This window comes from Pseudomonas sp. ML96, assembly GCF_000761545.1.
GTDB lineage: Bacteria > Pseudomonadota > Gammaproteobacteria > Pseudomonadales > Pseudomonadaceae > Aquipseudomonas.
In genome coordinates this window covers 60,776-81,833 of sequence record NZ_JPMY01000036.1, presented here as the reverse complement: position 1 = coordinate 81,833, position 21,058 = coordinate 60,776, and the positions used below count along the sequence as shown (strand labels likewise).

The following is a 21,058-nucleotide window of genomic DNA, read 5'->3' as shown; positions in this document are numbered from 1 at the left end:
CTACAGGCCCTGTTCACTGAGCCACAGATTGAGGGCGGCCAGTTGCCAGAGCTTGGAGCCGCGCAGTGGGGTGAGCTGGCCCGTCGGGTCGCTGAGCAGGCGGTCGACCACCGCCGGCTCGAACAGGCCACGGTCCTGGCTGGGGTCGAGCAGCAGTTCCTGCACCCAACCCAGCGTGGCGCCCTGCAGATGCTTGAGGCCGGGCACCGGGAAGTAGCCCTTGGGCCGGTCGATCACGGCGTGCGGAATGACCACGCGGCCCGCTTCCTTGAGCACGTGCTTGCCGCCATCCGGCAGCTTGAAGCGCGCCGGAATGCGCGCGGACAGCTCGACCAGGCGGTAGTCGAGGAACGGCGTGCGTGCCTCCAGGCTCCAGGCCATGGTCATGTTGTCGACCCGCTTCACCGGGTCGTCGACCAGCATCACCGTGCCGTCCAGGCGCAGCGCCTTGTCCACCGCGGCATTGGCGCCGGGCATGGCGAAGTGCTCGCGCAGCAGCTCGCCGGACCAGTCCGGGCCGTGCCACTGCGGGCGCAGGGTGGCCAGGGTCTCCTCGCGCGAGCGGTCGAAGAAGGCGGCGCGGTAGGCGGCTTCGGGATCGGCAGCGCCATCGACCTGCGGGTACCAGTGGTAGCCGGCGAACAGCTCGTCGGCGCCCTGGCCGCACTGCACCACGGTGCAGTGCTTGGCCACTTCGCGGCCGAGCAGGTAGAAGGCCACGCAGTCGTGGCTGACCATCGGCTCGCTCATGGCGCGGAAGGCCGCGGGCAGGTTGGCGAGGATCTCCGCCTCACCGATGCGCAGCTGGTGATGGCGGGTGCCGTAGTGACGGGAGATCAGGTCCGAGTAATGGAACTCGTCGCCACGCTCGCCACCGGCATCCTCGAAGCCGATGGAGAAGGTGGCCAGGTCATGCACGCCGGCCTCATGCAGCAGGCCGACCAGCAGGCTGGAATCGAGCCCGCCGGAGAGCAGCACGCCGACGTCCAGCGCCGCGCGCTGGCGCACCTGCACCGCCTGGCGCAGGCTCTCGAGCACGCGGTCGCGCCAGTCGTCGAGGCTGAACTGTTGCTCTTCCTCGCGCGGGCCGAACGGCAGCTGCCACCAGGTGCGCTGCTCGCGGCGGCCGTCGCGCTCGATGCGCAGCCAGCTGGCCGGCGGCAGCTTGCGCACGCCCTTGAGCAGGGTCAGTGGCGCCGGCACCACGGAGTGGAAGTTGAGGTAGTGGTCGAGCGCCGCCGGGTCCAGTGCGCTGTCGACATCACCGCCCTGTAACAGGGCTGGCAGGGTCGAGGCGAAGCGCAGGCGCTTGCCGTCTTCGTTGAGATACAGCGGCTTGACGCCGAGGCGGTCACGGGCGAGGAACAGGCGCTCACCGTCGCGTTCCCAGATGGCGAAGGCGAACATGCCATTGAGCTTCGGTAGCAGCTTCTCGCCCCAGGCGTGGTAGCCCTTGAGCAGCACCTCGGTGTCGCCGTCGGAGTGGAACTGGTAGCCGAGGCCGCGCAGTTCGTCGCGCAGTTCCGGGTAGTTGTAGATGGCACCGTTGAACACCAGGGCCAGGCCGAGCTGCTGGTCGACCATGGGCTGGCCGGAGGCCGGTGCCAGGTCCATGACCTTCAGACGACGATGCCCCAGAGCCAGTGGCCCGCTGCTATGGAAGCCGCAGGCGTCGGGGCCGCGAGGGGCCAGGTGGTGGGTGATTCGGGCGATGGCGGCCAGGTCGGCCGGTTGATGGTCGAAGCGTATTTCTCCAGCTATTCCGCACATATTTCCTTACCGGTTTTGCCGTTGGGGAGGCTGCCCTGAAATCCGGACAGTAATTCTCCGACCGACATCGATAAGGATCGTTTAGATCAATTGTGCATAAGCGGAACTTGCTCGGCTGAGGCCACTCAGCCCTGGCCGCAGGCGCGGTTGGCCGGTACGGCGATGTCCATCAGCTTGGGATGCGGCAGGTGCAGGCTGCCCATCAGGCGCGCGTAGGCCTCGGCATCGGCGACCTGCAGGCGCGGGTTGTGCGCGGCTTCTTCGGCGATGCTGGAGCAGGTCCAGCCACGGTAGTCGTGGGCCGGCCACACCTCGGTATTGCCCGGCAGGGTCAGCAGGCGTTGCAGGCTGGCCCACTGGGCTCGAGCATCACCGTTCTGGAAGTCGGTCCGCCCGCTGCCACGGATCAGCAGGGTGTCGCCGCTGAACAGCTTGCCGGGCTGCTCGTCCTGTTGCGCCAGCAGGAAGCAGTAGGAGTCGTCGGTATGCCCGGGCGTGTGCAGGACCAGCAGCTCGCGTCGGCCGAAGCTCAGGCGCTCACCTTCGGCGAAGGTGAGGCTGGCGCAGGCGCTGCCACTTTCGCGGCCCATGCCGCTGCGGCAACCGGTGGCGCTGCGCAGCTCACCGAGGGCGGTGATGTGGTCGGCGTGGGTATGGGTGTCCAGCGCCAGCAGCAGCTGCAGATCCAGTTCGCGCAGCAGACGCAGGTAGTCGTCCAGCTTGTCCTTCACCGGGTCGATCAGCAGCGCCTGGCCGGCGTCGGCCAGCAGGTAGCTGTAGGTCGAGCTGTCGGCATCGAAGAGTTGGCGAAAGAGCACGTTCAGCTTCCTCCGAGGAGTTTCTGCGCGGCCAGCGACAGGCTGACCGCCACCAGCAGCAGGGCGAACAGGCGTTGCAGCACACGCCCGCCGAGACGCTGGGCCAGGGCATTGCCGCCCAGCACACCGGCCGCGCCACCCAGAGCCAGGCCGGCCAGCAGCGGCAGTGAAGGCTGTGCGCCGCTGAGGTAGAGCAGGAAGCCGCCGCCGGAAACCAGGGCGATCACCATCATCGAGGTGGCGGTGGCCGCCAGCATGCTCAACGGGGTGAAGGCTAGCAGCGCCGGTACCACCATGAAGCCGCCACCGACACCCATCAGCCCGGAGAACACCCCGACGCCGAGACCGATGGCCAGCAGCGGGCCGCTGCGTAGCGGGCCGCCGTAGCTGTGTTCCTGGCGGCTACTGCGCCACATGCGCCAGGCCGTCCACAACACCAGGGCGCAGAAGCCGATCACCAGTACGGCCTCGGGAATGTGCCGGCCGAGCCATTGGCCGATGGCGTTGCCGGGCAGGCCGGCTACAGCCAGCAGCAGGACCGGGCGCCAGGCCACCTGGCCTTGATAGGCGCGCGGTACGGCGCCGATCAGCGCGGTGAGCGCCACGGCGCCGAGGCTGACGCCAATGGCGTCGCGCAGCGGCAAATGCAGGCTGAGGAGCAGGGGCAGGGCGACCAGCGAGCCGCCGGCGCCGGTGAGGCCGAGCAGCAGGCCGAGCACGGCGCCGATGGCCACGGCCTCGAGTAGCAGCGCTTCCATCAGGGCCGCCCTCGGTGGGCGGGGCGTATACGGTTCCGGCTCGTGGTGGGAGTACGGAGGCTCATGCGGTCCTTGGCGGGCGATCAAAGGCCTAGAGCATAGCGCCAATGCCTCAGGCGTTGCGGATCAGCCGGCGCAGGGCGAAGCGGTTCGGGTGGCAGGCCTCGGCCACAGCGCGTGGCAGCGGCATGGGCTCGTCTTCCAGCCAGGCGGCCAGCAGCTCGCCGCACAGCGGCGCGCTGATCAGCCCGCGCGAGCCATGTCCGCTGTTGACGTACAGGCCCTCGCGCCAGGGGCAGGGCGTGTCCGGCACCTGGCGGGCGTCCTTGCCAAGCACTGCGTAGGCAGCGGCGAAGGCGTCGTCGTCTGCCAGCGGGCCGACGATGGGCAGGTAGTCCGGGCTGGTGCAGCGGAAGGCGGCGCGGCCTTGCAGTTGCGCCGGGTCGAGCTGTTCCGCGTCCAGGCGTGTGGCCAGGTCGCTGGATATTTCGCGCAGCAGCTCCAGGTTGCCGGCGTGCTCGGCTGCGGTCGGCTCGCAGTCCTGGCTGTGGAAGTCGAAGCTGGCGCCCAGGGTGTGTTCGCCGTGACGTGGTGGGGCGACATAGCCTTCGGCGCACAGCACGCAGTTCAGCGCGGCGCTGGCGGCGGTCAGTGGCAGGCGGCTGATCTGCCCGCGGATGCGCTTGAGCGGCAGCTCGGCGAAGCGGCGTACCTCGGCGGCGCCGGCCAGCACCGCCACCGGTGCTGCGGCCAGCACATGCCCGCCATCCTGCGCCTGCCATTGGCCATCGACCCGGCGCAGCCCCAGCGCCTCGCTGTGCGTGAGCAGGCGGATGCTCGGGTGGTCGGCCAGCAGGCGGCACAGCGCTGGCGGGTGCACCCAGCCGGCTTCGGGATAGAACAGCCCGCCGGCAGGTAGGGCGACGCCGGCCAGCGCCTCGGCCTGTTCGCGCTCAAGGCGTTGCAGCAGGTCATCAGGGAAGGCGCCGGCCAGCTTGGCTTGGCGCTCATCTTCCTTGGCGTCGAAGGCCAGCTGCAGTACGCCGCAGGCGGCCCAGTCGTCCGGTTGCAGGCGCTGCAATTGGCGGCGGGTATGGCCGAAGCCGGCGACCACCAGTTGCGACAGCGCGGTGCCGTGGGCGGACAGCTTGAGGTAGAGCACGCCCTGGGGATTGCCCGAGGCTTCCTGAGCGACCTCGGCGTGGCGCTCCAGCAGAGTGACCTGCCAGCCACGTGCGGCGAGGCTGGCGGCGGTGGCGCAACCGGCCAGGCCGGCGCCGATCACCAGCGCCTCGCGGTTGGCTGCCCGCGGCGGGTGGGCATACCAGGGTTTGCTCTCGGCTTGCGCGGCGCCTTCATAGCGGCCGCTGAGCATTTCCCACTTCTTGCCATGGCCGGGCACGCGCTTGACGGCAAAGCCGGCGGCGAGCAGGCCACGGCGCACGAAGCCGGCGCTGGTGAAGGTGGCCAGGCTGGCACCTGGCGCCGATAGCCTGGCCAGCTGGGCGTACAACTCGTCGTTCCACATCTCGGGATTTTTCGCCGGGGCGAAGCCGTCGAGGAACCAGGTGTCGACGCGCGCATCCAGCTGCGGCAGCTGCTCCAGCACATCACCGATCAGCAGGGTGAGCGTAACCCGGCCGCCATCCAGCACCAGGCGCTGGAAACCGGGGTGGATGGCCACGTACTGCTCCAGCAGTTGGCTCGACCAGGGCTGCAGCTCCGGCCACAGGGCCAGGGCGCGCTGCAGGTCGGCCGCGGCCAGCGGGTATTTCTCCACGCTGACGTAGTGCAGGCGGGCGCCGGCCGTTGCCTGCTGGTCGAACAGCTGCCAGGTGCAGAGGAAGCTGATGCCGGTGCCGAAGCCGGTTTCGCCGATCACCAGACGCTCGCCAGCAGATAGCGCGGCGAAGCGCGCCGGCAGGTCGTTGTGCTCGAGGAATACGTAGCGCGTTTCGCCCAGGCCATCTTCGCGGGAGAAGTACACGTCGCCGAACTGGCGCGACAGTGGCTGGCCTTGGTCGTCCCAGTCGATCTGGGCGTTGCTGGAGTCGGACATCGGGGCACCCGTGAAGGAGGTGCGGCATTGTAGCGGCATGCCCAAATTCGCGGTGATCCGCTAGGCTGGGCAAATCGACGCACGGAGGTAAGCATGTTCGAGTCTGCCGAGCTGGGCCACAGTATCGACAAGGATGATTACGACAAGGAGGTGCCAGCCCTGCGCGAGGCGCTGCTCGAGGCGCAGTTCGAACTGCAGCAGCAGAAGCGCTTCCCGGTGATCATCCTGATCAATGGCATCGAGGGCGCCGGCAAGGGCGAGACGGTCAAGCTGCTCAACGAGTGGATGGACCCGCGGCTGATCCAGGTCAGCACCTTCGACGTGCAGACCGACGAGGAGCTGGCGCGGCCGCCGGCCTGGCGCTTCTGGCGCGCGCTGCCGCCCAAGGGGCGCATCGGCATCTTCTTCGGCAACTGGTACAGCCAGATGATCCAGGGCCGGGTCCACGGCCACTTCAAGGACGCGGTACTGGACCAGGCCATCGATGGCGCGCTGGCGCTGGAAGAGATGCTCTGCGACGAGGGCGCGCTGGTCTTCAAGTTCTGGTTCCACCTGTCCAAGAAACAGATGAAAGCGCGCCTCAAAGAGCTGCAGGACGACCCGCAGCGCGCCTGGCGCATCAGTCCGCTGGACTGGCAGCAGTCGAAGACCTACGACAAGTTCGTCCGTCATGGCGAGCGCGTGCTGCGCCGCACCAGCCGCGACTTCGCACCCTGGTACGTGGTGGAGGGCAGCGATGAGTACTACCGCAGCCTGACCGTGGGGCGCATCCTCCTCGACGGTCTGCAGGCAGCGCTGAAGAACCAGGCGCCGCGCCCGCCACGCGCGCATGTGGCGCCGCTGGTGGCCAGCCTCGACAGCCGCACGTTGCTGAGCTGCCTGGACCTGACCCAGCGCCTGGAGAAGGACGAATACAAGGACATGCTCGACGTCGAGCAGGCGCGCCTGGCCATGCTCATGCGCGACAAGCGCATGCGTCGGCATGCCCTGGTGGCGGTGTTCGAGGGCAACGATGCGGCCGGCAAGGGCGGCGCCATTCGCCGTGTGGCGGCGGCGCTGGACCCGCGCCAGTACCGCATCGTGCCGATCGCCGCACCGACCGAAGAGGAGCGCGCCCAGCCTTACCTGTGGCGCTTCTGGCGGCACATTCCGCCACGCGGCAAGTTCACCGTGTTCGATCGTTCCTGGTACGGCCGGGTGCTGGTCGAGCGAGTGGAGGGTTTCTGCGATCCGGCCGACTGGCTACGTGCCTACGGCGAGATCAATGACTTCGAGGAACAGCTGACCAATGCTGGCGTGGTGCTGGTGAAGTTCTGGCTGGCCATCGATCAGGAAGAACAGCTGCAACGCTTCAACGAGCGCGAGGAAATACCTTTCAAGCGCTTCAAGATCACCGAGGAGGACTGGCGCAACCGTGACAAGTGGGACGTCTACCGCGATGCGGTGGACGACATGGTCGACCGCACCAGCACCTCAATCGCGCCCTGGACGCTGGTCGAGGCCAACGACAAGCGCTTTGCCCGGGTCAAGGTGTTGCGCACCATCAACGAGGCTCTGGAGCGTGCCTTTGCCGCAGACTGAGGCGGGATGCTCAGTAGACGCGGCTCTCGACTATGTCGTTGGCCTGTTTCATGCGCCGGATGTAGAAGGCGATCTCGCGCTCGGCATCCACGCGGGTGAAGTAGGGGCCTTCCAGGGTGCCTTCGCGGGTGGCGAAGAAGTACTGGCCGTTGACCGCACTGACCCGCTCGCTGCGGTAGTGGGTACCGGGGTTGGAGTCGATGTTGCGTTGTCCAAACATGCTGCTAACTCCTGCAAAGGTGCGCACTGTTTTGAGTGTAGTGCCCACTCTCCAGCGAGCCGCTTCAGACGACGGGTGGTCATAAAATGAGCAGTTGCGGCTGGGGCATCGTGCCGCGCACCGGGGCCTTTCCCGCCAGGGGCCGGGGCTGCCACAATCCGCAGCACTCGGGCCATGCCCGCCTGACAGACCTTCGCGAATGACTCGCAGCCGAACCCACCGCTCGCTAACCGCCTGGACGCTGTACGTCAGCCTCCTGCTGGGGCTGTTCGCCTGCGGTTTGCACCATGGCCAGATGAGTGGCCTGGCTCTGAGCGGGCTGAATGGCGGGTTCTGTGCACTGGGTGGGCAGGGCGTCGATAGCGATCTCGGCGACTCTTCGCAGAGCGCGCAGATGGCGCAGTTCTCCTGCCCGCTGTGTTCTTCCTTCGGCATGGCGGTCGCCGCCAACTCCTTCGCCTGGGATCTGCTCACGCCCGTCGCACTTGCCCTGGCACCGCAGCTGGCGCGCAGTCTCGCGCAGCCACCGCCCCTGCAGTTGCGTCCGGCACTCAACCCGCGCGCCTCTCCCGCTCACTTCCTCGTCGCGATCTGACCTCGGCTCCTGGCCGGCGCTTTGCCGTGCCCTCGGAGCCAACCCCATCGTTTCGTGGAAGTTGTCATCGATGAATAAAAAGAACACCGCTCTGGTGCTGCTGTTCGGCGCTTGCCAATCCGTGTGGGCCGCCGACCAGGCCGTCGAACTTGAGACGCTGACCGTCAACGGCAACGAGGAGCAGCCCTCGGGCGTACTGCTCGATACGCCGATCAAGACCGGCTCACGCCTGGGCCTGACCGCACGGGAAACGCCAGCCTCGGTCAGCGTCGCCGACCGCGCCGTGATCGAGGCCCGTGGCGCCAAGGACACCCAGGACGTGATCAATGCCATGACCGGCATCAACGCCTCGGCCAACCCCGGCTATGGCGGTTTCGTGACCTATCGGGGCTTTACCCAGAACCAGATCACCCAGCTGTTCAACGGCATCAACCTGGGCTACAGCAGCGCCGCGCGGCCAGTGGACGCCTGGGTGATGGACCGCGTCGAGCTGATCGGCGGCCCCTCGACCTTCCTCTACGGCGCAGGCGCAGTGGGCGGCTCGATCAACTACATCAGCAAGCTGGCCAGCCGCGAGCAGCAGGTGCTGGAGGGGCGCCTGCGCTACGGCAGTTTCGACGAGTCGGAAGTGGCCTTTGGCGTCAATCAGGCGCTCGGCGGCAGCGACGCCAATCACTTCATGCGCCTGGACTTCAGCCGTGGCCACAGCAACGGCTACATCGATCGCAACGACCGTGACACCGACAGCCTGGCCTTTTCCCTGCTCAGCGACCTGACGCCCGACCTGAGCCATACCCTGGCCGTGGAGTATCTGGAAGACAGCGAGGACAGCCCCTACTGGGGTTCGCCCATCCTCAAGCCTACCGGGCGCAGCATGGAGATCGACGAGGATCGCCGCTTCGAGAACTACAACGTCGCCGACGGCCGCTACGAGCAGCGCGTGCGCTGGCTGCGCTCGATCCTCGACTACCGCCTGAGCGACACCACCAGCCTGCAGAACACGATCTACCACTACAACGCCCAGCGCGATTATAGAAACCTCGAGCAGTACGCCTACACCGCCAACAACAGGCTGGTGGAGCGCTCGGCATCGCTGCTGCAGCGCCACGACCAGAACGTGCTCGGCAACCGCCTGGAGCTGAGCCATGAGCACGCGCTGTTCGGCCTGAACAGCCAGTGGGCGGGCGGCTTCGATATCTCGCGTATGCGCCAGACACTGCACCCGCGCTCGGGCGGGGGGTACGACTCGGTCGATCCGGACCACTTCGATCCGGGCAGTTTCGACGACATCCCCGGCATGGCCGCGGGGCTGCAGAAGCAGCGCCGGCATGAGGTCAAGACCCAGGCGCTGTTCGTCGAGAACCGCCTGCAGCTGAGCGAGCGCCTCGCGCTGCTCAGCGGCCTGCGCTACGACTACCTGGACATGGAAGTGACCAACTACGGTACCGTTTCGGCGACCAGCCCGGCCTTCTTCGAGCGCAGCTGGGAGCCGCTCAGTGGCCGCCTCGGCCTGGTTTACGACCTGTCGTCCAGTGCCAACCTGTACCTGCAATACAGCACCTCGGCGGATCTGCCGGCCGGGGCGCTGGCCTCGGCGACCTATTCCAACGTCGGCCTGTTCGATCTGTCCAAGGGCGAGCAGTGGGAGGTCGGCAGCAAGTTCGATTTCCTCGACGGGCGTGGCTCGGCCACCGTGGCGCTGTACCAGATCGTGCGGCGCGACTTCGCCGTGCGCGATTCCAGCAACCCCAACCTGATGGTGCAGGCCGGCCAGCAGACCTCCCGGGGCATCGAACTGGCCGGCAAGCTGCAGGTCACCGAACGCTTGCAGGCCGAGGCCAACTACGCCTATGTCGATGCCCAGTACGACGAGTTCAACGAGGCCGTGGGCGGCGTGTCGGTGTCGCGCGAGGGCAATAACCCGATCAACGTGCCGGCCAGCGTGGCCAACCTGTGGCTGACCTACAGCCTGAGCAATGCCCTGCAGGTCGGCACGGATGCGCGCTACGTGGCCTCGGTCTATGCCGACAACGCCAACACGCTGAAGGCGCCGTCCTACACCCTGTACGGTCTTTTCGCCCGCTACCGCATCGATGAGCACACCGCGCTCACCGCGCGGCTGCGCAACCTCACCGACGAGGTGTATGCCAAGCAGGCCTACGGCACCCAGTACTACATGGGCGCGCCGCGCAGCTTCGATGTCAGCCTGGACCTGCGGTTCTGATCGATGAAACGCTATCTCTACCTGTGGCACCGCTGGCTGGGCATCGCCCTGTGCCTGTTCATGGCGCTGTGGTTCGTCTCGGGCATAGTCATGCTGTTCGTCGGCTATCCCAAACTGACGCCGGCCGAGCACTTTGCCCATCTGCCGGAGCTGCCGCGCGAGCAGTGCTGCGTCGGCCTCGGCCAGGCGCTGGCCGCCAGCGGGCGCAGCGATGCGCCGTTGGCGGCGCGCCTGAGCAGTGTCGGCGGTACGCCGCGCTACCTGTTCGACTATGCCGGCGGCAGGCGCATCGCGGTGGATGCGCGCAGTGGCCAGCGCATCGCACAAGTGAGCATGCAGGATGCGCTCGCCAGTGCCGCGCAGTTATCCACTGCCGGCGAACTGCACTACCGCGGCACGCTGCAGGAAGATGCCTGGACCCGCTCGCGGGCGCTGGATGGTGATCGCCCGCTACACCTGATCGAGGATGGCGAGGGGACGCTGCTCTACATCTCCGGGCAGACCGGTGCGGTGGTGCGCGATGCCAGCCGTACCGAGCGCGCCTGGAACTGGCTCGGCGCCTGGCTGCACTGGCTCTACCCGCTGCGCGACAGCCCCTGGTGGGCGCAGATCGTCATTTACCTGTCCCTCGCCGCGAGCGCCATGGCGCTGCTGGGGCAGGTGATCGGCGTGCTGCGCTGGCGTTTCGCCAGACCCTATCGCAGTGGCTCGCGTTCGCCCTACAGCGGCGGCTTTGCCCGCTGGCACCATATCGGCGGCCTGCTGTTCGGCGCGCTGCTGATCGCCTGGATCTTCAGCGGATTGATGTCGATGCGCCCCTGGGGCCTGTTCTCCGCCTCTCCCAGCCTGCAACCCGCCTATCGTGGTGCCGTGCTGGAGGCTGGCAGCGATCCGCAGTCGCCGGGCGAGACGCTGGCCAGGCTGCGCGCGGCAGGCTTCGCCGCGCGCGAGCTGCACTGGCAGCAGGTCGCCGGCAAGACCTATCGCGTGGCTTATGACGGAGCAGGGGAGAGCCGCATCCTGACTGTCGAACCCGGCCCGGTCTTGCAGCGGCTGCCGGCCGAACTGCTGGAGAACGCCGTGCGGCACATACCTGGCGCCGCCTCGGCGCGGCTGACCTGGTTGAGCGAGTACGACTTCTACTACTTCCATCGCGCTGAGCAGAGCATGTACGGCCATCTGCGCAAGCGCCTGCCGCTGCTGCGGGTGGAGCTGGACGACGCGGCGGCAACCTGGCTGCACATCGATCCGTACAGCGGCGCGCTGGTCGAGCAGCTCGGCCGCGTCCAGCGTGTCGAGCGCTGGCTGTTCAACCTGCTGCACAGCTGGGATTGGCGGCCGCTGCTGGAGCGGCCGTGGCTGCGTGAGGGGCTGATGATCTTCTTCAGCCTGGGTGGGCTGCTGATCAGCCTGTCCGGTGTGGTCCTCGGATGGCGCCGCCTGCGTCGGCGGCGCGGGGTTTAGGCCCGGACGCCCAAGCTCTCGGCCTTGCGCAGCCAGTTCTGCCGCTGTTCCTCGGAGGAGGGCCGCACCGGGGCGAATTCGGTCAGGCGGCGGGTCTTGATGCCGCAGAAGCCGAGGATGGTGCGCACCATCTGCCGGTGCGCCGGCGCGCCGTAGACCCAGCGGAAATACCAGGGTGGCGTGTCCAGGGTCACCAGCAAATCGGCGGTGCGCCCGGTCAGCAGCTTGTCCCACAGCTGCGAGCGGTTGCGGTACTTGAAGGCGAAGCCCGGCAGGAAGGTGCGGTCGAAGAAGCCCTTGAGCAGCGCCGGCACGCCGCCCCACCAGACCGGATAGACGAACACCAGGTGCTCGGCCCAGTGGATATGCCGCTGCGCCTCCAGCAGGTCCGGCTCCAGGGCCTGGTTCTGCCCGTAGCCCTCGCGCAGGATGGGGTCGAACTGCAGCTCGCCGAGCCTGATCTGCCGCACCACATGGCCCTTGCCACGGGCGCCGCTGGTATAGGCCTCGGCGATGGCGTGGCACAGGCTGTCGTGCTTGGGCGTGCCGAGGATCATCAAAATGCGCTTGCCATCGCCTTCCAGGGGCGTGGCGCCGCTCTTCACTTCTTCAGCCATGGTGTCCGGACTCCAGCATGTTTTCCGGGCGTACCCAGGCGTCGAACTGTTCGTTGGTCAGGTGGCCGAGTTGCAGGGCGGCCTCGCGCAGGCTGAGGCCCTCGGCATAGGCCTTCTTGGCGATCTCGGCGGCCTTGTCGTAGCCGATATGCGGGTTGAGCGCGGTGACCAGCATCAGCCCGCGCTCCAGGTGCGTGGCCATCTGCTGGGCGTCCGGCTCCAACCCTTCGACGCAGTGCTCGGCGAAGTTGCGGCAGCCATCAGCGAGCAGGCGTACCGACTGCAGCAGGTTATGGATGATCACCGGCTTGAACACGTTGAGCTGCAGGTGGCCCTGGCTGGCGGCGAAGGCGATGGTGCTGTCGTTGCCCAGCACCTGGCAGGCGAGCATGGACAGCGCCTCGCACTGGGTCGGGTTGACCTTGCCAGGCATGATCGAGCTGCCCGGTTCGTTGGCCGGCAGGCGCACCTCGGCGAAGCCGGCGCGCGGGCCGGAGCCGAGCAGGCGTAGGTCGTTGGCGATCTTCATCAGCGCCACGGCCAGGGTCTTCAGCGCGCCGGACAGCGCGGTGAGCGGTTCATGCCCTGCCAACGCGGCGAACTTGTTGGGAGCCGAGACGAAGGGCAGGCCGGCCAGCGCCGCCAGTTCGGCGGCCATGGCCTCGGCGAAGCCTTTGGGGGCATTCAAGCCGGTGCCGACGGCGGTGCCTCCCTGGGCCAGTTCGCAGACCGCTGGCAGGGCGTTGCGGATGGCCTTGTCGGCATAGTCGAGCTGGGCGACGAAGGCCGACAGTTCCTGGCCGAAGGTCACCGGGGTGGCGTCCATCAGGTGGGTGCGGCCGGTCTTGACCAGGCGCATATGCCGGGTGGCCTGCTCGGACAGGGCGTTGGACAGTTCGGCGATGGCTGGCAGCAACTGGTGCTGCACGGCCTGCACGGCGGCGATGTGCATGGCAGTGGGGAAGCTATCGTTGGAGCTCTGTGCGCGATTGACGTGGTCGTTGGGGTGCACCGGGCTCTTGCCGCCGCGGCCCTGGCCGGCCAGTTCGTTGGCGCGGCCGGCGATCACTTCGTTGACGTTCATGTTGCTCTGCGTACCGCTGCCGGTCTGCCAGACCACCAGGGGGAACTGTTGGTCATGCTGGCCGGCCAGGACCTCGTCGGCGGCCTGCTCGATCAGCCGGGCGATGTCCGGGGGCAGCTCGCCGATACGGTTGTTGACCCGCGCCGCGGCCTTCTTGATCAGCGCCAGGGCGTGCACCACGGCCAGCGGCATGCGCTGCTCGCCGATGGCGAAGTTGATCAGCGAGCGCTGGGTCTGGGCCCCCCAGTAGGCGTCTGCGGGTACTTCGATGGCACCGATGCTGTCGGTTTCGATACGGCTCATGACTGTCTCCGGACTGTTTCCGGCAGTTTAGGCCGCCGGAGGAGGGGTGGGTTCCCCGGCTTTGCTATCGACTCGATTACCAGCGTGCGTGAGTGGCGCCTAGCCAGCCGCAGGCGCCGCTGACCGGGACCTTTTCGCCCTGGGGGCCGCGCAGCAGGCCATCGAAGTGGCCGAACCACTGACGGGTGTCGGCATAGAACGGGCCGAACTTGGGGCAGGCCCGGTGCAATTGGCGCGGAGTGAAGTTCAGTTCGACCTGGCCGCTGGGGCTATGCAGCCGCCAGGGCTCTTGCGGGCCGAGCGGGTTTTGTTCGAACAGCACCTGCTCCTCCATATGCAGCAGCTCGCCACCAAACCACAGGGCGTTCTCCGACAGGCCGCTGTACTCGGTCCAGACGTCGCCGAAGTTGCCGGCGATGCCACCGGGGGCGGCGAAGGCGGCACGGGTCCAGTGGCTGTTCAGCGGCCAGACGCCGCGGGCGAAGTCCAACGCGGCGAAGCTCTGCCCGGCGCTGCACAGGTATTGCTGGCGTCCTAGCTGCAGGTTGCCGGTCACCGGCAGGCCGAGCTGGCGGCAACTGGCGTGGAAGCTGCGCTTGCCCATCGGACAGACCAGATTGACCGACTCCAAGTGTTGTGGTCGCTGAATATCCAGCGCGACCTGCAAGGGCTGGCCGCCGATATCCGGGGCCATCACGGTCAGGCGAATCGCATTGCCGCGATCTTCGGCACGCAGTTGCAGACGGCTGTGGTTGAAACTGTGGCTCTCCAGCGGCGTATCCGGCAGTTCGCTGCCGAGGCCGAAGGGGCGCAGTTGGGTGTGCGAGGCAGTTTTGCCGCTGTGCAGGTCGAGGAAGAAGGCGGAGCCGTAACCCAGGTAGTCGAGGTCGGCGATGGTCAGCGCTAGCATCCAGTCCGGCGTGGTGATGCACCAGCGATTCCAGCGTTTGCGCCGGCCGATGTTGCCGGGCAGGGCGCAATGCACTTGAGGGCGGCTGGACCAGCCGATGGCCTCGGGCGCAAGGCGACCTCGGGGGTCACACAGCGGCTGCAACGGCGCGGCAAGCGGGTTGGTGAAACTGTTCATCAGACACGTCCATGTGCGGGGCAGGCACTGTTCTGCGACTTGTGGCCGGCCACCAAGAGAACGCTAATCATGCCCATCTGCAGACTGTCGCGGCAAGTGCTGGCCTTTTGCTGCACTGCCGCGAGCTTGAGCCATCGAGGCACTGCGCGCAGAATGGCCGCCCGCGTTTTTCCGAAGGACTCCCCCATGATTCGCCTGCGCGCCGCCTGTTCCCTCCTGCTACTCCTGGCCTGTGGGCCGCTGCTGGCCGATCCCGCCAGCCATGCCGCCGAGGCCAAGCGCTTCCTGGAACTGACCCGCGCCGACAAACTGGCCGTGCCGGCCTACATGCAGGTGCGGCAGATGTTCGCTCAGCGCTTCGCCCAAGCCGGTGGTAATGAAGCGAAGAAGGCGCTGCTCGAGCGCTATCAGGCGCAGGCGGTGACGGCGCTGGACAAGGTGGTGGGCGAGGGCAAGCTGGATAACGAGCTGGTCTCCCTTTATACCGACGCCTTCACCGAGGCCGAGCTCAAGGAGCTGCTGGCCTTCTACCAGACCCCGGTCGGGCGCAAGGTGCTGGAGCAGATGCCGCAGTTGATGGCGCACTCCGCCCAGCTGACCCAGGAACGCCTGCAGAAGGCCGTGCCGGAAGTGGACAAGCTGCTCGGCGAAATGACCGCCGAACTCAAGCCCGCCAAGCAGTAAGGAGAGCACGTAGATGAGCATGCGCGACAACATCATCGCCGCCCTGCAACCGCTACAGAGCGAGCACCTCGACGTGCTGGACGAGAGCCACATGCACAGCCGCGGCCAGGAGACCCACTACAAGGCGGTCATCGTCAGCCCGCTGTTCGCCGGTCTCAACGCGGTCAAACGCCACCAGAAGGTCTACGCCACCCTCGGCGAGTTGATGCAGCAGTTCCATGCCCTGGCGTTGCACACCTACACCCCGGAGGAGTGGGCGCAGCAGGGCATGGCCCCAGACTCGCCCACCTGCCGTGGCGGCAGCAAGCACGATTCGCTCGGACAGTAGCTGCTGCGCTTGCCGGCGCGGCGTTGAAAGCCGGTTCGCGTGCTCATTTACCACACGTAAACTCCGCGCGCTCACCGGCTTTTGCCTTGCGCCGCCTGCGCTCGCGACGCTCCTGTCTCAAGCGAATGCTGGCCATTGATCCGGCCTGGCTGCAGAGTCATACCCGTCTGAGTTAGAATTGCCCCCGCGCCGGCTCTAGCCGGCGCTTTCATTTCATCCCCGGTCCGCCCTTTGCGAGGGTGACCACTGGAGAGCGTTTAATGACTGCGAAGATTGTTGTCGCGGCGCTGTACAAGTTCGTGTCCCTGCCGGACTACGAAGCGCTGCGTGAGCCCCTGCTGAACACCATGGTCGAATTCGGCGTGAAGGGCACCCTGCTGCTTGCCGAGGAAGGTATCAACGGCACCGTTTCCGCCAGCCGCGAAGGCATCGACGGCCTGCTGGCCTGGCTCAAGCGCGACGCGCGCCTGATCGATGTGGACCATAAAGAGTCCTACTGCGACGAGCAGCCCTTCTACCGCACCAAGGTCAAGCTGAAGAAGGAAATCGTCACCCTCGGCGTGCCGGGCGTGGACCCGAACAAGCGCGTCGGCACCTATGTCGAGCCCAAGGACTGGAACGCCCTGATCAGCGACCCCGAAGTACTGCTGATCGATACCCGCAACGACTACGAGGTCTCCATCGGCACCTTCGAGGGCGCCGTCGATCCCAAGACCCAGTCGTTCCGCGAGTTCCCCGACTACATCAAGGCCCACTACGATCCGGCCAAGCACAAGAAGGTCGCCATGTTCTGCACCGGCGGCATCCGTTGCGAGAAGGCTTCCAGCTACATGCTCGGCGAAGGTTTCGAGGAGGTGTTCCACCTCAAGGGCGGCATCCTCAAGTACCTCGAAGAGGTACCGCAGGAGCAGAGCAAGTGGCAGGGCGACTGCTTCGTCTTCGACAACCGGGTGACCGTGCGCCACGACCTCACCGAGGGTGACTACGACCAGTGCCACGCCTGCCGCAACCCAATCTCCGTCGATGATCGCCAGAGCGAGCACTACTCGCCCGGCATCAGCTGCCCGCACTGCTGGAACTCGCTGTCGGAGAAAACCCGCCAGGCCGCGCGCGAGCGGCAGAAGCAGATCGAACTCGCCCAGGCGCGCAACCTGCCGCACCCCATCGGCTACAACTACAAGGCGCTGCAGGAAGGCTGAGCCAGGGCAACATCCATGGCCGCCGTGCGCGATACACTGCGGCCATTCCCGCTCTCTTGCCGAAGTAAGGATCACCCGTGCGCCCAGCCCGCCTGCTTTACGTGATGGACCCCATGTGTTCCTGGTGCTGGGGTTTTGCCCCGGTAGTCGAGGCCCTGGCCGAGCAGGCCGCGGCGGCGGACGTGCCACTGCAACTGGTGGTCGGCGGCCTGCGCCGGCAGCAGGCGGCGTTGGAGCCAGCGGTGCGGGTGCGCATCCTGTCCCACTGGCAGGCGGTCAACGCCGCCACCGGTCAGCTGTTCGACTTTGCCAATGCCTTGCCGGAAGGCTTCGTCTACGACACCGAGCCGGCCTGCCGCGCCCTGGTCACCGCGCGCCAGCTGGACGAGCAGAGCGCCTGGTCGCTGCTGCAGTTGATCCAGCAGGCCTTCTATACCGAAGGGCGCGACGTGACCCAGGGGCCGGTACTGGCCGAGCTGGCGGAGCGCGCCGGCATTCCTCGCATCGAGTTCGCCGCAGCCTTCGACAGCCAGGCCATGCAGGCCGCCACCGAGGCCGACTTCGCCTGGGTGCAGGATCTCGGCATCGCCGGTTTCCCCACACTGCTGGCCGAGCGCGATGGCCAGCTGGCCCTGCTGACCAACGGTTACCAGTCGATCAAGGTGTTGCAGCCGCTGCTCGGGCGCTGGCTGGAGCATGCCGTCCATGCCTGATCGTTTGACCTGGGCGGAGATTCGCCGCCTGGCCCTGCGCCATCGCAAGGGCTTGTTGTTGGCCAACCTGATCGCCGTGGTCGCCACCCTGTGCAGCGTGCCGATCCCGTTGCTGCTACCGCTGCTGGTGGACGAGGTGCTGCTCAAGCAGGGCGATGCCGCGCTCAAGGTGATGGACCGCTTCCTGCCGGCTAACTGGGAAAGCGCCGCCGGCTACATCGGCCTGATGCTGGCGCTGACCCTGGTGCTGCGCCTCGGTGCGCTGATCAGCAACGTGCTGCAGGCGCGGCTGTTCGCGCGGTTGTCCAAGGACGTCATCTACCGCCTGCGTGTACGCCTGATCGAGCGTCTCAAGCGCATCGCCCTGAGCGAATACGAGAGCCTCGGCGGCGGTACCGTCAGCGCGCACCTAGTCACCGATCTGGATACCCTCGACAAGTTCATCGGCGAAACCCTGAGCAAGGTGCTGGTGGCGCTGCTGACGCTGACCGGCACCGCTGCCATCCTGATCTGGATGCACTGGCAGCTGGCGCTGCTGATCCTGCTGTTCAACCCGCTGGTGATCTACGCCACGGTGCAGCTGGGCAAGCGCGTGAAGCACCTGAAAAAGCTGGAGAACGACAGCACCGCGCGTTTCACCCAGGCGCTCACCGAGACCCTGGAGGCGATCCAGGAGGTGCGTGCCGGCAACCGCCAGGGCTTCTTCCTCGGCCGCCTCGGCAACCGGGCCAGGGAGGTGCGCGACTACGCCGTGGCCTCGCAGTGGAAGAGCGATGCGGCCAGTCGCACCAGCGGCCTGCTGTTCCAGTTCGGTATCGACATCTTCCGCGCCGCGGCGATGATCACCGTGCTGTTCTCCGACCTCACCATCGGCCAGATGCTCGCGGTGTTCAGCTACCTGTGGTTCATGATCGGCCCGGTCGAGCAGCTGCTCAGCCTGCAGTACGCCTACTACGCTGCCGGCGGCGCGCTGACCCGCATCAACGAGCTGCTGGCGCGCGCCGACGAGCCGCAGCACGAGGGCCGCATCGATCCGTTCAAGGGCCGTGACACGGTCGGCATCGAGGTGCGTGGCCTGAGCTTCGCCTACCGCGACGATCCGGTGCTGCACGACCTCGACCTGTCCATCGCGCCGGGCGAGAAGGTTGCCCTGGTCGGCGCCAGTGGTGGCGGCAAGAGCACCCTGGTGCAGTTGCTGCTCGGCCTCTATACCGCCCAGGCCGGCAGCATCCGCTTCGGTGGCGCCAGCCTGGAAGAGATCGGCCTGGAGCGCGTGCGCGAGCACGTGGCCGTGGTGCTGCAGCATCCGGCGCTGTTCAACGACACGGTACGTGCCAACCTGTGCATGGGCCGTGAACGCAGCGACGAGGCCTGCTGGCAGGCGCTGGAGATCGCTCAGTTGGCGGCCACCATTCGCGCGCTGCCGAACGGGCTGGACAGCATGGTCGGCCGCTCCGGCGTGCGCCTGTCCGGCGGTCAGCGTCAGCGCCTGGCCATTGCGCGCATGGTGCTGGCCGAGCCCAAGGTAGTGATCCTCGACGAGGCCACCTCGGCCCTCGACGCCGCCACCGAATACGCCCTGCACGAGGCGCTCGGCCGCTTCCTCAACGGCCGCACCACGCTGATCGTCGCCCACCGCCTGAGCGCGGTGAAGCAGGCCGACCGGGTGCTGGTGTTCGACGGTGGCAGCATTGCCGAGGATGGCGACCACCAGCAACTGATCGCCGAAGGCGGGCTGTACGCCAAGCTCTACGGTCACCTGCAGCACTGAATGAAAAAGGCCGCCCGCAGGCGGCCTAAAACCAAAGGAAGCAATGGCCCTTGCGAGGGCCTTGTTTTTAGAAGGACTTGGACACGGCGACGGTCAGGTTGGAATCGCAGTAGTCGTCCTTGCCGTAGGTGGCTTCGCAGACTTCGCCGTCGATGTCGGTGTCGGTGTAGGTCAGGCTGAAGTCCAGGCCGAGCATGGTCTTGCCGAGGCCAACGCTCCAGTCCTTGTAGTCGTCGCCGCCGGCCTTCTGGTCGGTCTGGCCATAGCTGGCCGAGGCGGTGATTTCGTACGGCAGCTCGTATTCGTAGCTGACCCAGGTGTAAGTCGGATGAATCCCGGTCTCTACACCGTATTTGTAGCCCAGGGTGAAGCCATAGGCGCTGACGCTGGGCATGATCTCGTAGCCGTTCCACTGGCTGGCCTGCGGGTAGGTGTACTTGGCCAGTTGCAGGTCGGCGGAGATGTCGTCGGTGAAGCTGTAGCCGTAGCCGACGTAGTAGTCGACTTCGATGTCGGCGCCGCTGGTGTTGCCCGGGAAGGCCGCGTCGTCGACGTTGGAGGCCCACACGCCAGCGTACAGGCCGCTCTCGTGAGCAACGTCCAGACTGCCCTGGATCGCGGCTTCGCCGGCGGTTTGCGACTGGCCGCGCCAGATGTAGTCGCTGGCCAGGGTGGCGGTCATGCTGACATCGAATTGGCCCACTGGGCTGTCGACGGTTTCGGCAACGGCGACGCCGGCCATGGAGAACAGAGTAGTGGTGGAAAGAGCCAGGCTCAGTTTCTTCAGCATTGCAAACTCCTGAATGCGCAAAGTGTTGGGTGGCTTGACTGTTTCTATGTGCTCTAGCGGCAATTTCAGTTAAGCCAATTCGCTATAAGCGCTATTCGTGCCAGCTTTATAAAAACCGATATTTATCAGCAAATTGAGCGGAATTACGGCGCGCACGGCGAACCCGCGTGCGGCGGCTGCGCACTTCGATGAGAACTGCTGCACGTTTTTGGGGCGGAGCGAGGGCGGGGAGTAAGGCGCGTTGCGGCAGGCGGACTGCCGCAACGAGGGGAGAGGGTTATTGCTTGGCGGCCTGCTTGGCTTCCCAGGCTTGCAGGGCCTTGACCCGCGCCTGGCTGTCAGCCATCGGCTTGGTCAGCGAGTCCTTGTAGAAGTCCAGCCAGCTGCGCGAGCCCGGCGTCATGCCGGCCAGCTCTTCCATGCCGTCCTTCAGCGCATTGAGGGTGTGCTGGTAGTTGTTTTCCTGGCCGATCAGGGTGCGCGCAACCATGCGGATGTTCTCGCGGTCCTGCTCGCGGGTGTCCGCGACCTCGGGGGCGGCAGCGCTGGATTCGCTGGGCGCTGCGGTCTGCTGCTGGGCCTGCAGCAGGATCAGGCGCTGCTGGTCCTTGATCTGCTGCTGCAGCGGGGCGATCTGCAGTTGCAGGGCGCCCACTTCCTTCTGCAGGGCCTCGACACTGGCCATGCTGGCCACGGCGGCGGCATGTTCGTCTTCCTCGGGCTCGTCCGGGCCGCTGAGGGCAGCTACCAGCACCCAGGCAATCAGGTTCAGTACCAGGGCGCCGGCCAGGCCAAAGATCAGCAGGCGGTTGAGCTTGCCGGCTTTCTCCAGTTGCTCCAGGCGCTGCTGCTCGCTGGGCGCGTCGCCGGATGCATCGCTGACGGCGGAAGTTTCGCTGTCGTCGCTCATGGTCGTCTGTCCTTGTTCGGGTATGGCACGGTGCCATTATTGTCCGTGAGTCGGCCTCTGCCTACCCGCAGCATAGCTAGCGT

General features: G+C 66.7%; 19 protein-coding genes. 9 read left to right on the top strand and 10 right to left on the bottom strand.

The genetic code is table 11. From position 1 onward, the window contains the following. The 4 genes from IP89_RS16945 to mnmC all read right to left on the bottom strand — a co-directional run bounded on the left by IP89_RS16945 (nucleotide 1) and on the right by mnmC (nucleotide 5,405). A complete protein-coding gene (locus IP89_RS16945; protein WP_043310795.1) occupies nucleotides 1-1,770 on the bottom strand; it encodes an N-acetylglutaminylglutamine amidotransferase in 1,770 nt (589 codons plus the stop codon). Nucleotides 1,771-1,895: 125 nt separating this feature from the next. Then, a complete protein-coding gene (locus IP89_RS16940; RefSeq protein ID WP_043310794.1) occupies nucleotides 1,896-2,588 on the bottom strand; it encodes an MBL fold metallo-hydrolase in 693 nt (230 codons plus the stop codon). Between the two features lie 2 nt (nucleotides 2,589-2,590). Beyond that, entirely contained in the window at nucleotides 2,591-3,346 is a 756-nt protein-coding gene (locus IP89_RS16935) for a sulfite exporter TauE/SafE family protein (protein ID WP_043310793.1), read from the bottom strand. A 112-nt stretch (nucleotides 3,347-3,458) separates the two neighbouring features. Beyond that, on the bottom strand, nucleotides 3,459-5,405 hold the full coding sequence (gene mnmC, locus IP89_RS16930; protein ID WP_043310792.1) for a bifunctional tRNA (5-methylaminomethyl-2-thiouridine)(34)-methyltransferase MnmD/FAD-dependent 5-carboxymethylaminomethyl-2-thiouridine(34) oxidoreductase MnmC: 1,947 nt from the start codon (nucleotides 5,403-5,405) through the stop codon (nucleotides 3,459-3,461). A 93-nt stretch (nucleotides 5,406-5,498) separates the two neighbouring features. On the opposite strand from mnmC, the gene pap reads away from it, so the two are divergent. Continuing rightward, nucleotides 5,499-6,986: a polyphosphate:AMP phosphotransferase gene (gene pap / locus IP89_RS16925; RefSeq protein WP_043310791.1), complete on the top strand. Its 1,488-nt coding sequence runs from the start codon at nucleotides 5,499-5,501 to the stop codon at nucleotides 6,984-6,986. Between the two features lie 10 nt (nucleotides 6,987-6,996). Here pap and IP89_RS16920 read toward each other — a convergent pair whose 3' ends face one another. Then, nucleotides 6,997-7,206, bottom strand: coding sequence for a DUF6316 family protein (locus tag IP89_RS16920; RefSeq protein WP_043310790.1), 210 nt, complete (start codon nucleotides 7,204-7,206; stop codon nucleotides 6,997-6,999). Nucleotides 7,207-7,405: 199 nt separating this feature from the next. Here IP89_RS16920 and IP89_RS16915 point away from each other — a divergent pair, with 199 nt between their 5' ends. The 3 genes from IP89_RS16915 to IP89_RS16905 all read left to right on the top strand — a co-directional run bounded on the left by IP89_RS16915 (nucleotide 7,406) and on the right by IP89_RS16905 (nucleotide 11,489). Further along, nucleotides 7,406-7,801: a DUF2946 domain-containing protein gene (locus IP89_RS16915; protein WP_043310789.1), complete on the top strand. Its 396-nt coding sequence runs from the start codon at nucleotides 7,406-7,408 to the stop codon at nucleotides 7,799-7,801. Between the two features lie 70 nt (nucleotides 7,802-7,871). Next, on the top strand, nucleotides 7,872-10,025 hold the full coding sequence (locus IP89_RS16910; RefSeq protein ID WP_043310788.1) for a TonB-dependent siderophore receptor: 2,154 nt from the start codon (nucleotides 7,872-7,874) through the stop codon (nucleotides 10,023-10,025). A 3-nt stretch (nucleotides 10,026-10,028) separates the two neighbouring features. Next, entirely contained in the window at nucleotides 10,029-11,489 is a 1,461-nt protein-coding gene (locus IP89_RS16905; protein ID WP_043310787.1) for a PepSY domain-containing protein, read from the top strand. On the opposite strand, the gene IP89_RS16900 is transcribed toward IP89_RS16905, so the two are convergent. The 3 genes from IP89_RS16900 to IP89_RS16890 all read right to left on the bottom strand — a co-directional run bounded on the left by IP89_RS16900 (nucleotide 11,486) and on the right by IP89_RS16890 (nucleotide 14,580). Then, nucleotides 11,486-12,106, bottom strand: a complete 621-nt coding sequence (locus tag IP89_RS16900) for an NAD(P)H-dependent oxidoreductase (RefSeq protein WP_043310786.1) — start codon at nucleotides 12,104-12,106, stop codon at nucleotides 11,486-11,488. The two genes, IP89_RS16905 and IP89_RS16900, sit on opposite strands and share 4 nt — an antisense overlap. Beyond that, a complete protein-coding gene (locus IP89_RS16895) occupies nucleotides 12,099-13,493 on the bottom strand; it encodes a class II fumarate hydratase (RefSeq protein ID WP_043310785.1) in 1,395 nt (464 codons plus the stop codon). The genes IP89_RS16900 and IP89_RS16895 overlap by 8 nt, the downstream gene beginning before the upstream one ends. 76 nt (nucleotides 13,494-13,569) lie before the next feature. Next, the gene (locus tag IP89_RS16890) at nucleotides 13,570-14,580 is read right to left on the bottom strand and encodes a DUF2804 domain-containing protein (RefSeq protein WP_043310784.1); all 1,011 of its coding nucleotides are present in this window, start codon (nucleotides 14,578-14,580) and stop codon (nucleotides 13,570-13,572) included. Between the two features lie 186 nt (nucleotides 14,581-14,766). Between IP89_RS16890 and IP89_RS16880 the strand changes: the two genes are divergently transcribed. The 5 genes from IP89_RS16880 (at nucleotide 14,767) to IP89_RS16860 (ending at nucleotide 19,275) form a co-directional block, all read left to right on the top strand. Further along, on the top strand, nucleotides 14,767-15,264 hold the full coding sequence (locus tag IP89_RS16880; protein WP_043310782.1) for a DUF2059 domain-containing protein: 498 nt from the start codon (nucleotides 14,767-14,769) through the stop codon (nucleotides 15,262-15,264). Nucleotides 15,265-15,277: 13 nt separating this feature from the next. Next, nucleotides 15,278-15,592, top strand: coding sequence for a BolA family transcriptional regulator (locus IP89_RS16875; protein WP_043310781.1), 315 nt, complete (start codon nucleotides 15,278-15,280; stop codon nucleotides 15,590-15,592). 260 nt (nucleotides 15,593-15,852) lie between these two features. After that, nucleotides 15,853-16,791: a rhodanese-related sulfurtransferase gene (locus IP89_RS16870; protein WP_043310780.1), complete on the top strand. Its 939-nt coding sequence runs from the start codon at nucleotides 15,853-15,855 to the stop codon at nucleotides 16,789-16,791. A 113-nt stretch (nucleotides 16,792-16,904) separates the two neighbouring features. After that, nucleotides 16,905-17,504, top strand: a complete 600-nt coding sequence (locus IP89_RS16865) for a DsbA family protein (RefSeq protein ID WP_371261962.1) — start codon at nucleotides 16,905-16,907, stop codon at nucleotides 17,502-17,504. Next, nucleotides 17,488-19,275 carry an ABC transporter ATP-binding protein gene (locus tag IP89_RS16860; RefSeq protein ID WP_371261961.1) on the top strand — a complete coding sequence of 596 codons (1,788 nt, stop codon included), beginning with the start codon at nucleotides 17,488-17,490 and terminating at the stop codon, nucleotides 19,273-19,275. The genes IP89_RS16865 and IP89_RS16860 overlap by 17 nt, the downstream gene beginning before the upstream one ends. A gap of 67 nt (nucleotides 19,276-19,342) precedes the next feature. Here the strand turns inward: IP89_RS16860 and IP89_RS16855 are convergent, their stop codons facing one another. Together IP89_RS16855 and IP89_RS16850 are read right to left on the bottom strand one after the other, a co-directional pair. Further along, nucleotides 19,343-20,065: a TorF family putative porin gene (locus IP89_RS16855; protein WP_043310777.1), complete on the bottom strand. Its 723-nt coding sequence runs from the start codon at nucleotides 20,063-20,065 to the stop codon at nucleotides 19,343-19,345. Nucleotides 20,066-20,342: 277 nt separating this feature from the next. Next, nucleotides 20,343-20,975, bottom strand: a complete 633-nt coding sequence (locus tag IP89_RS16850; protein WP_043310776.1) for a hypothetical protein — start codon at nucleotides 20,973-20,975, stop codon at nucleotides 20,343-20,345. Nucleotides 20,976-21,058: the final 83 nt, after the last annotated feature.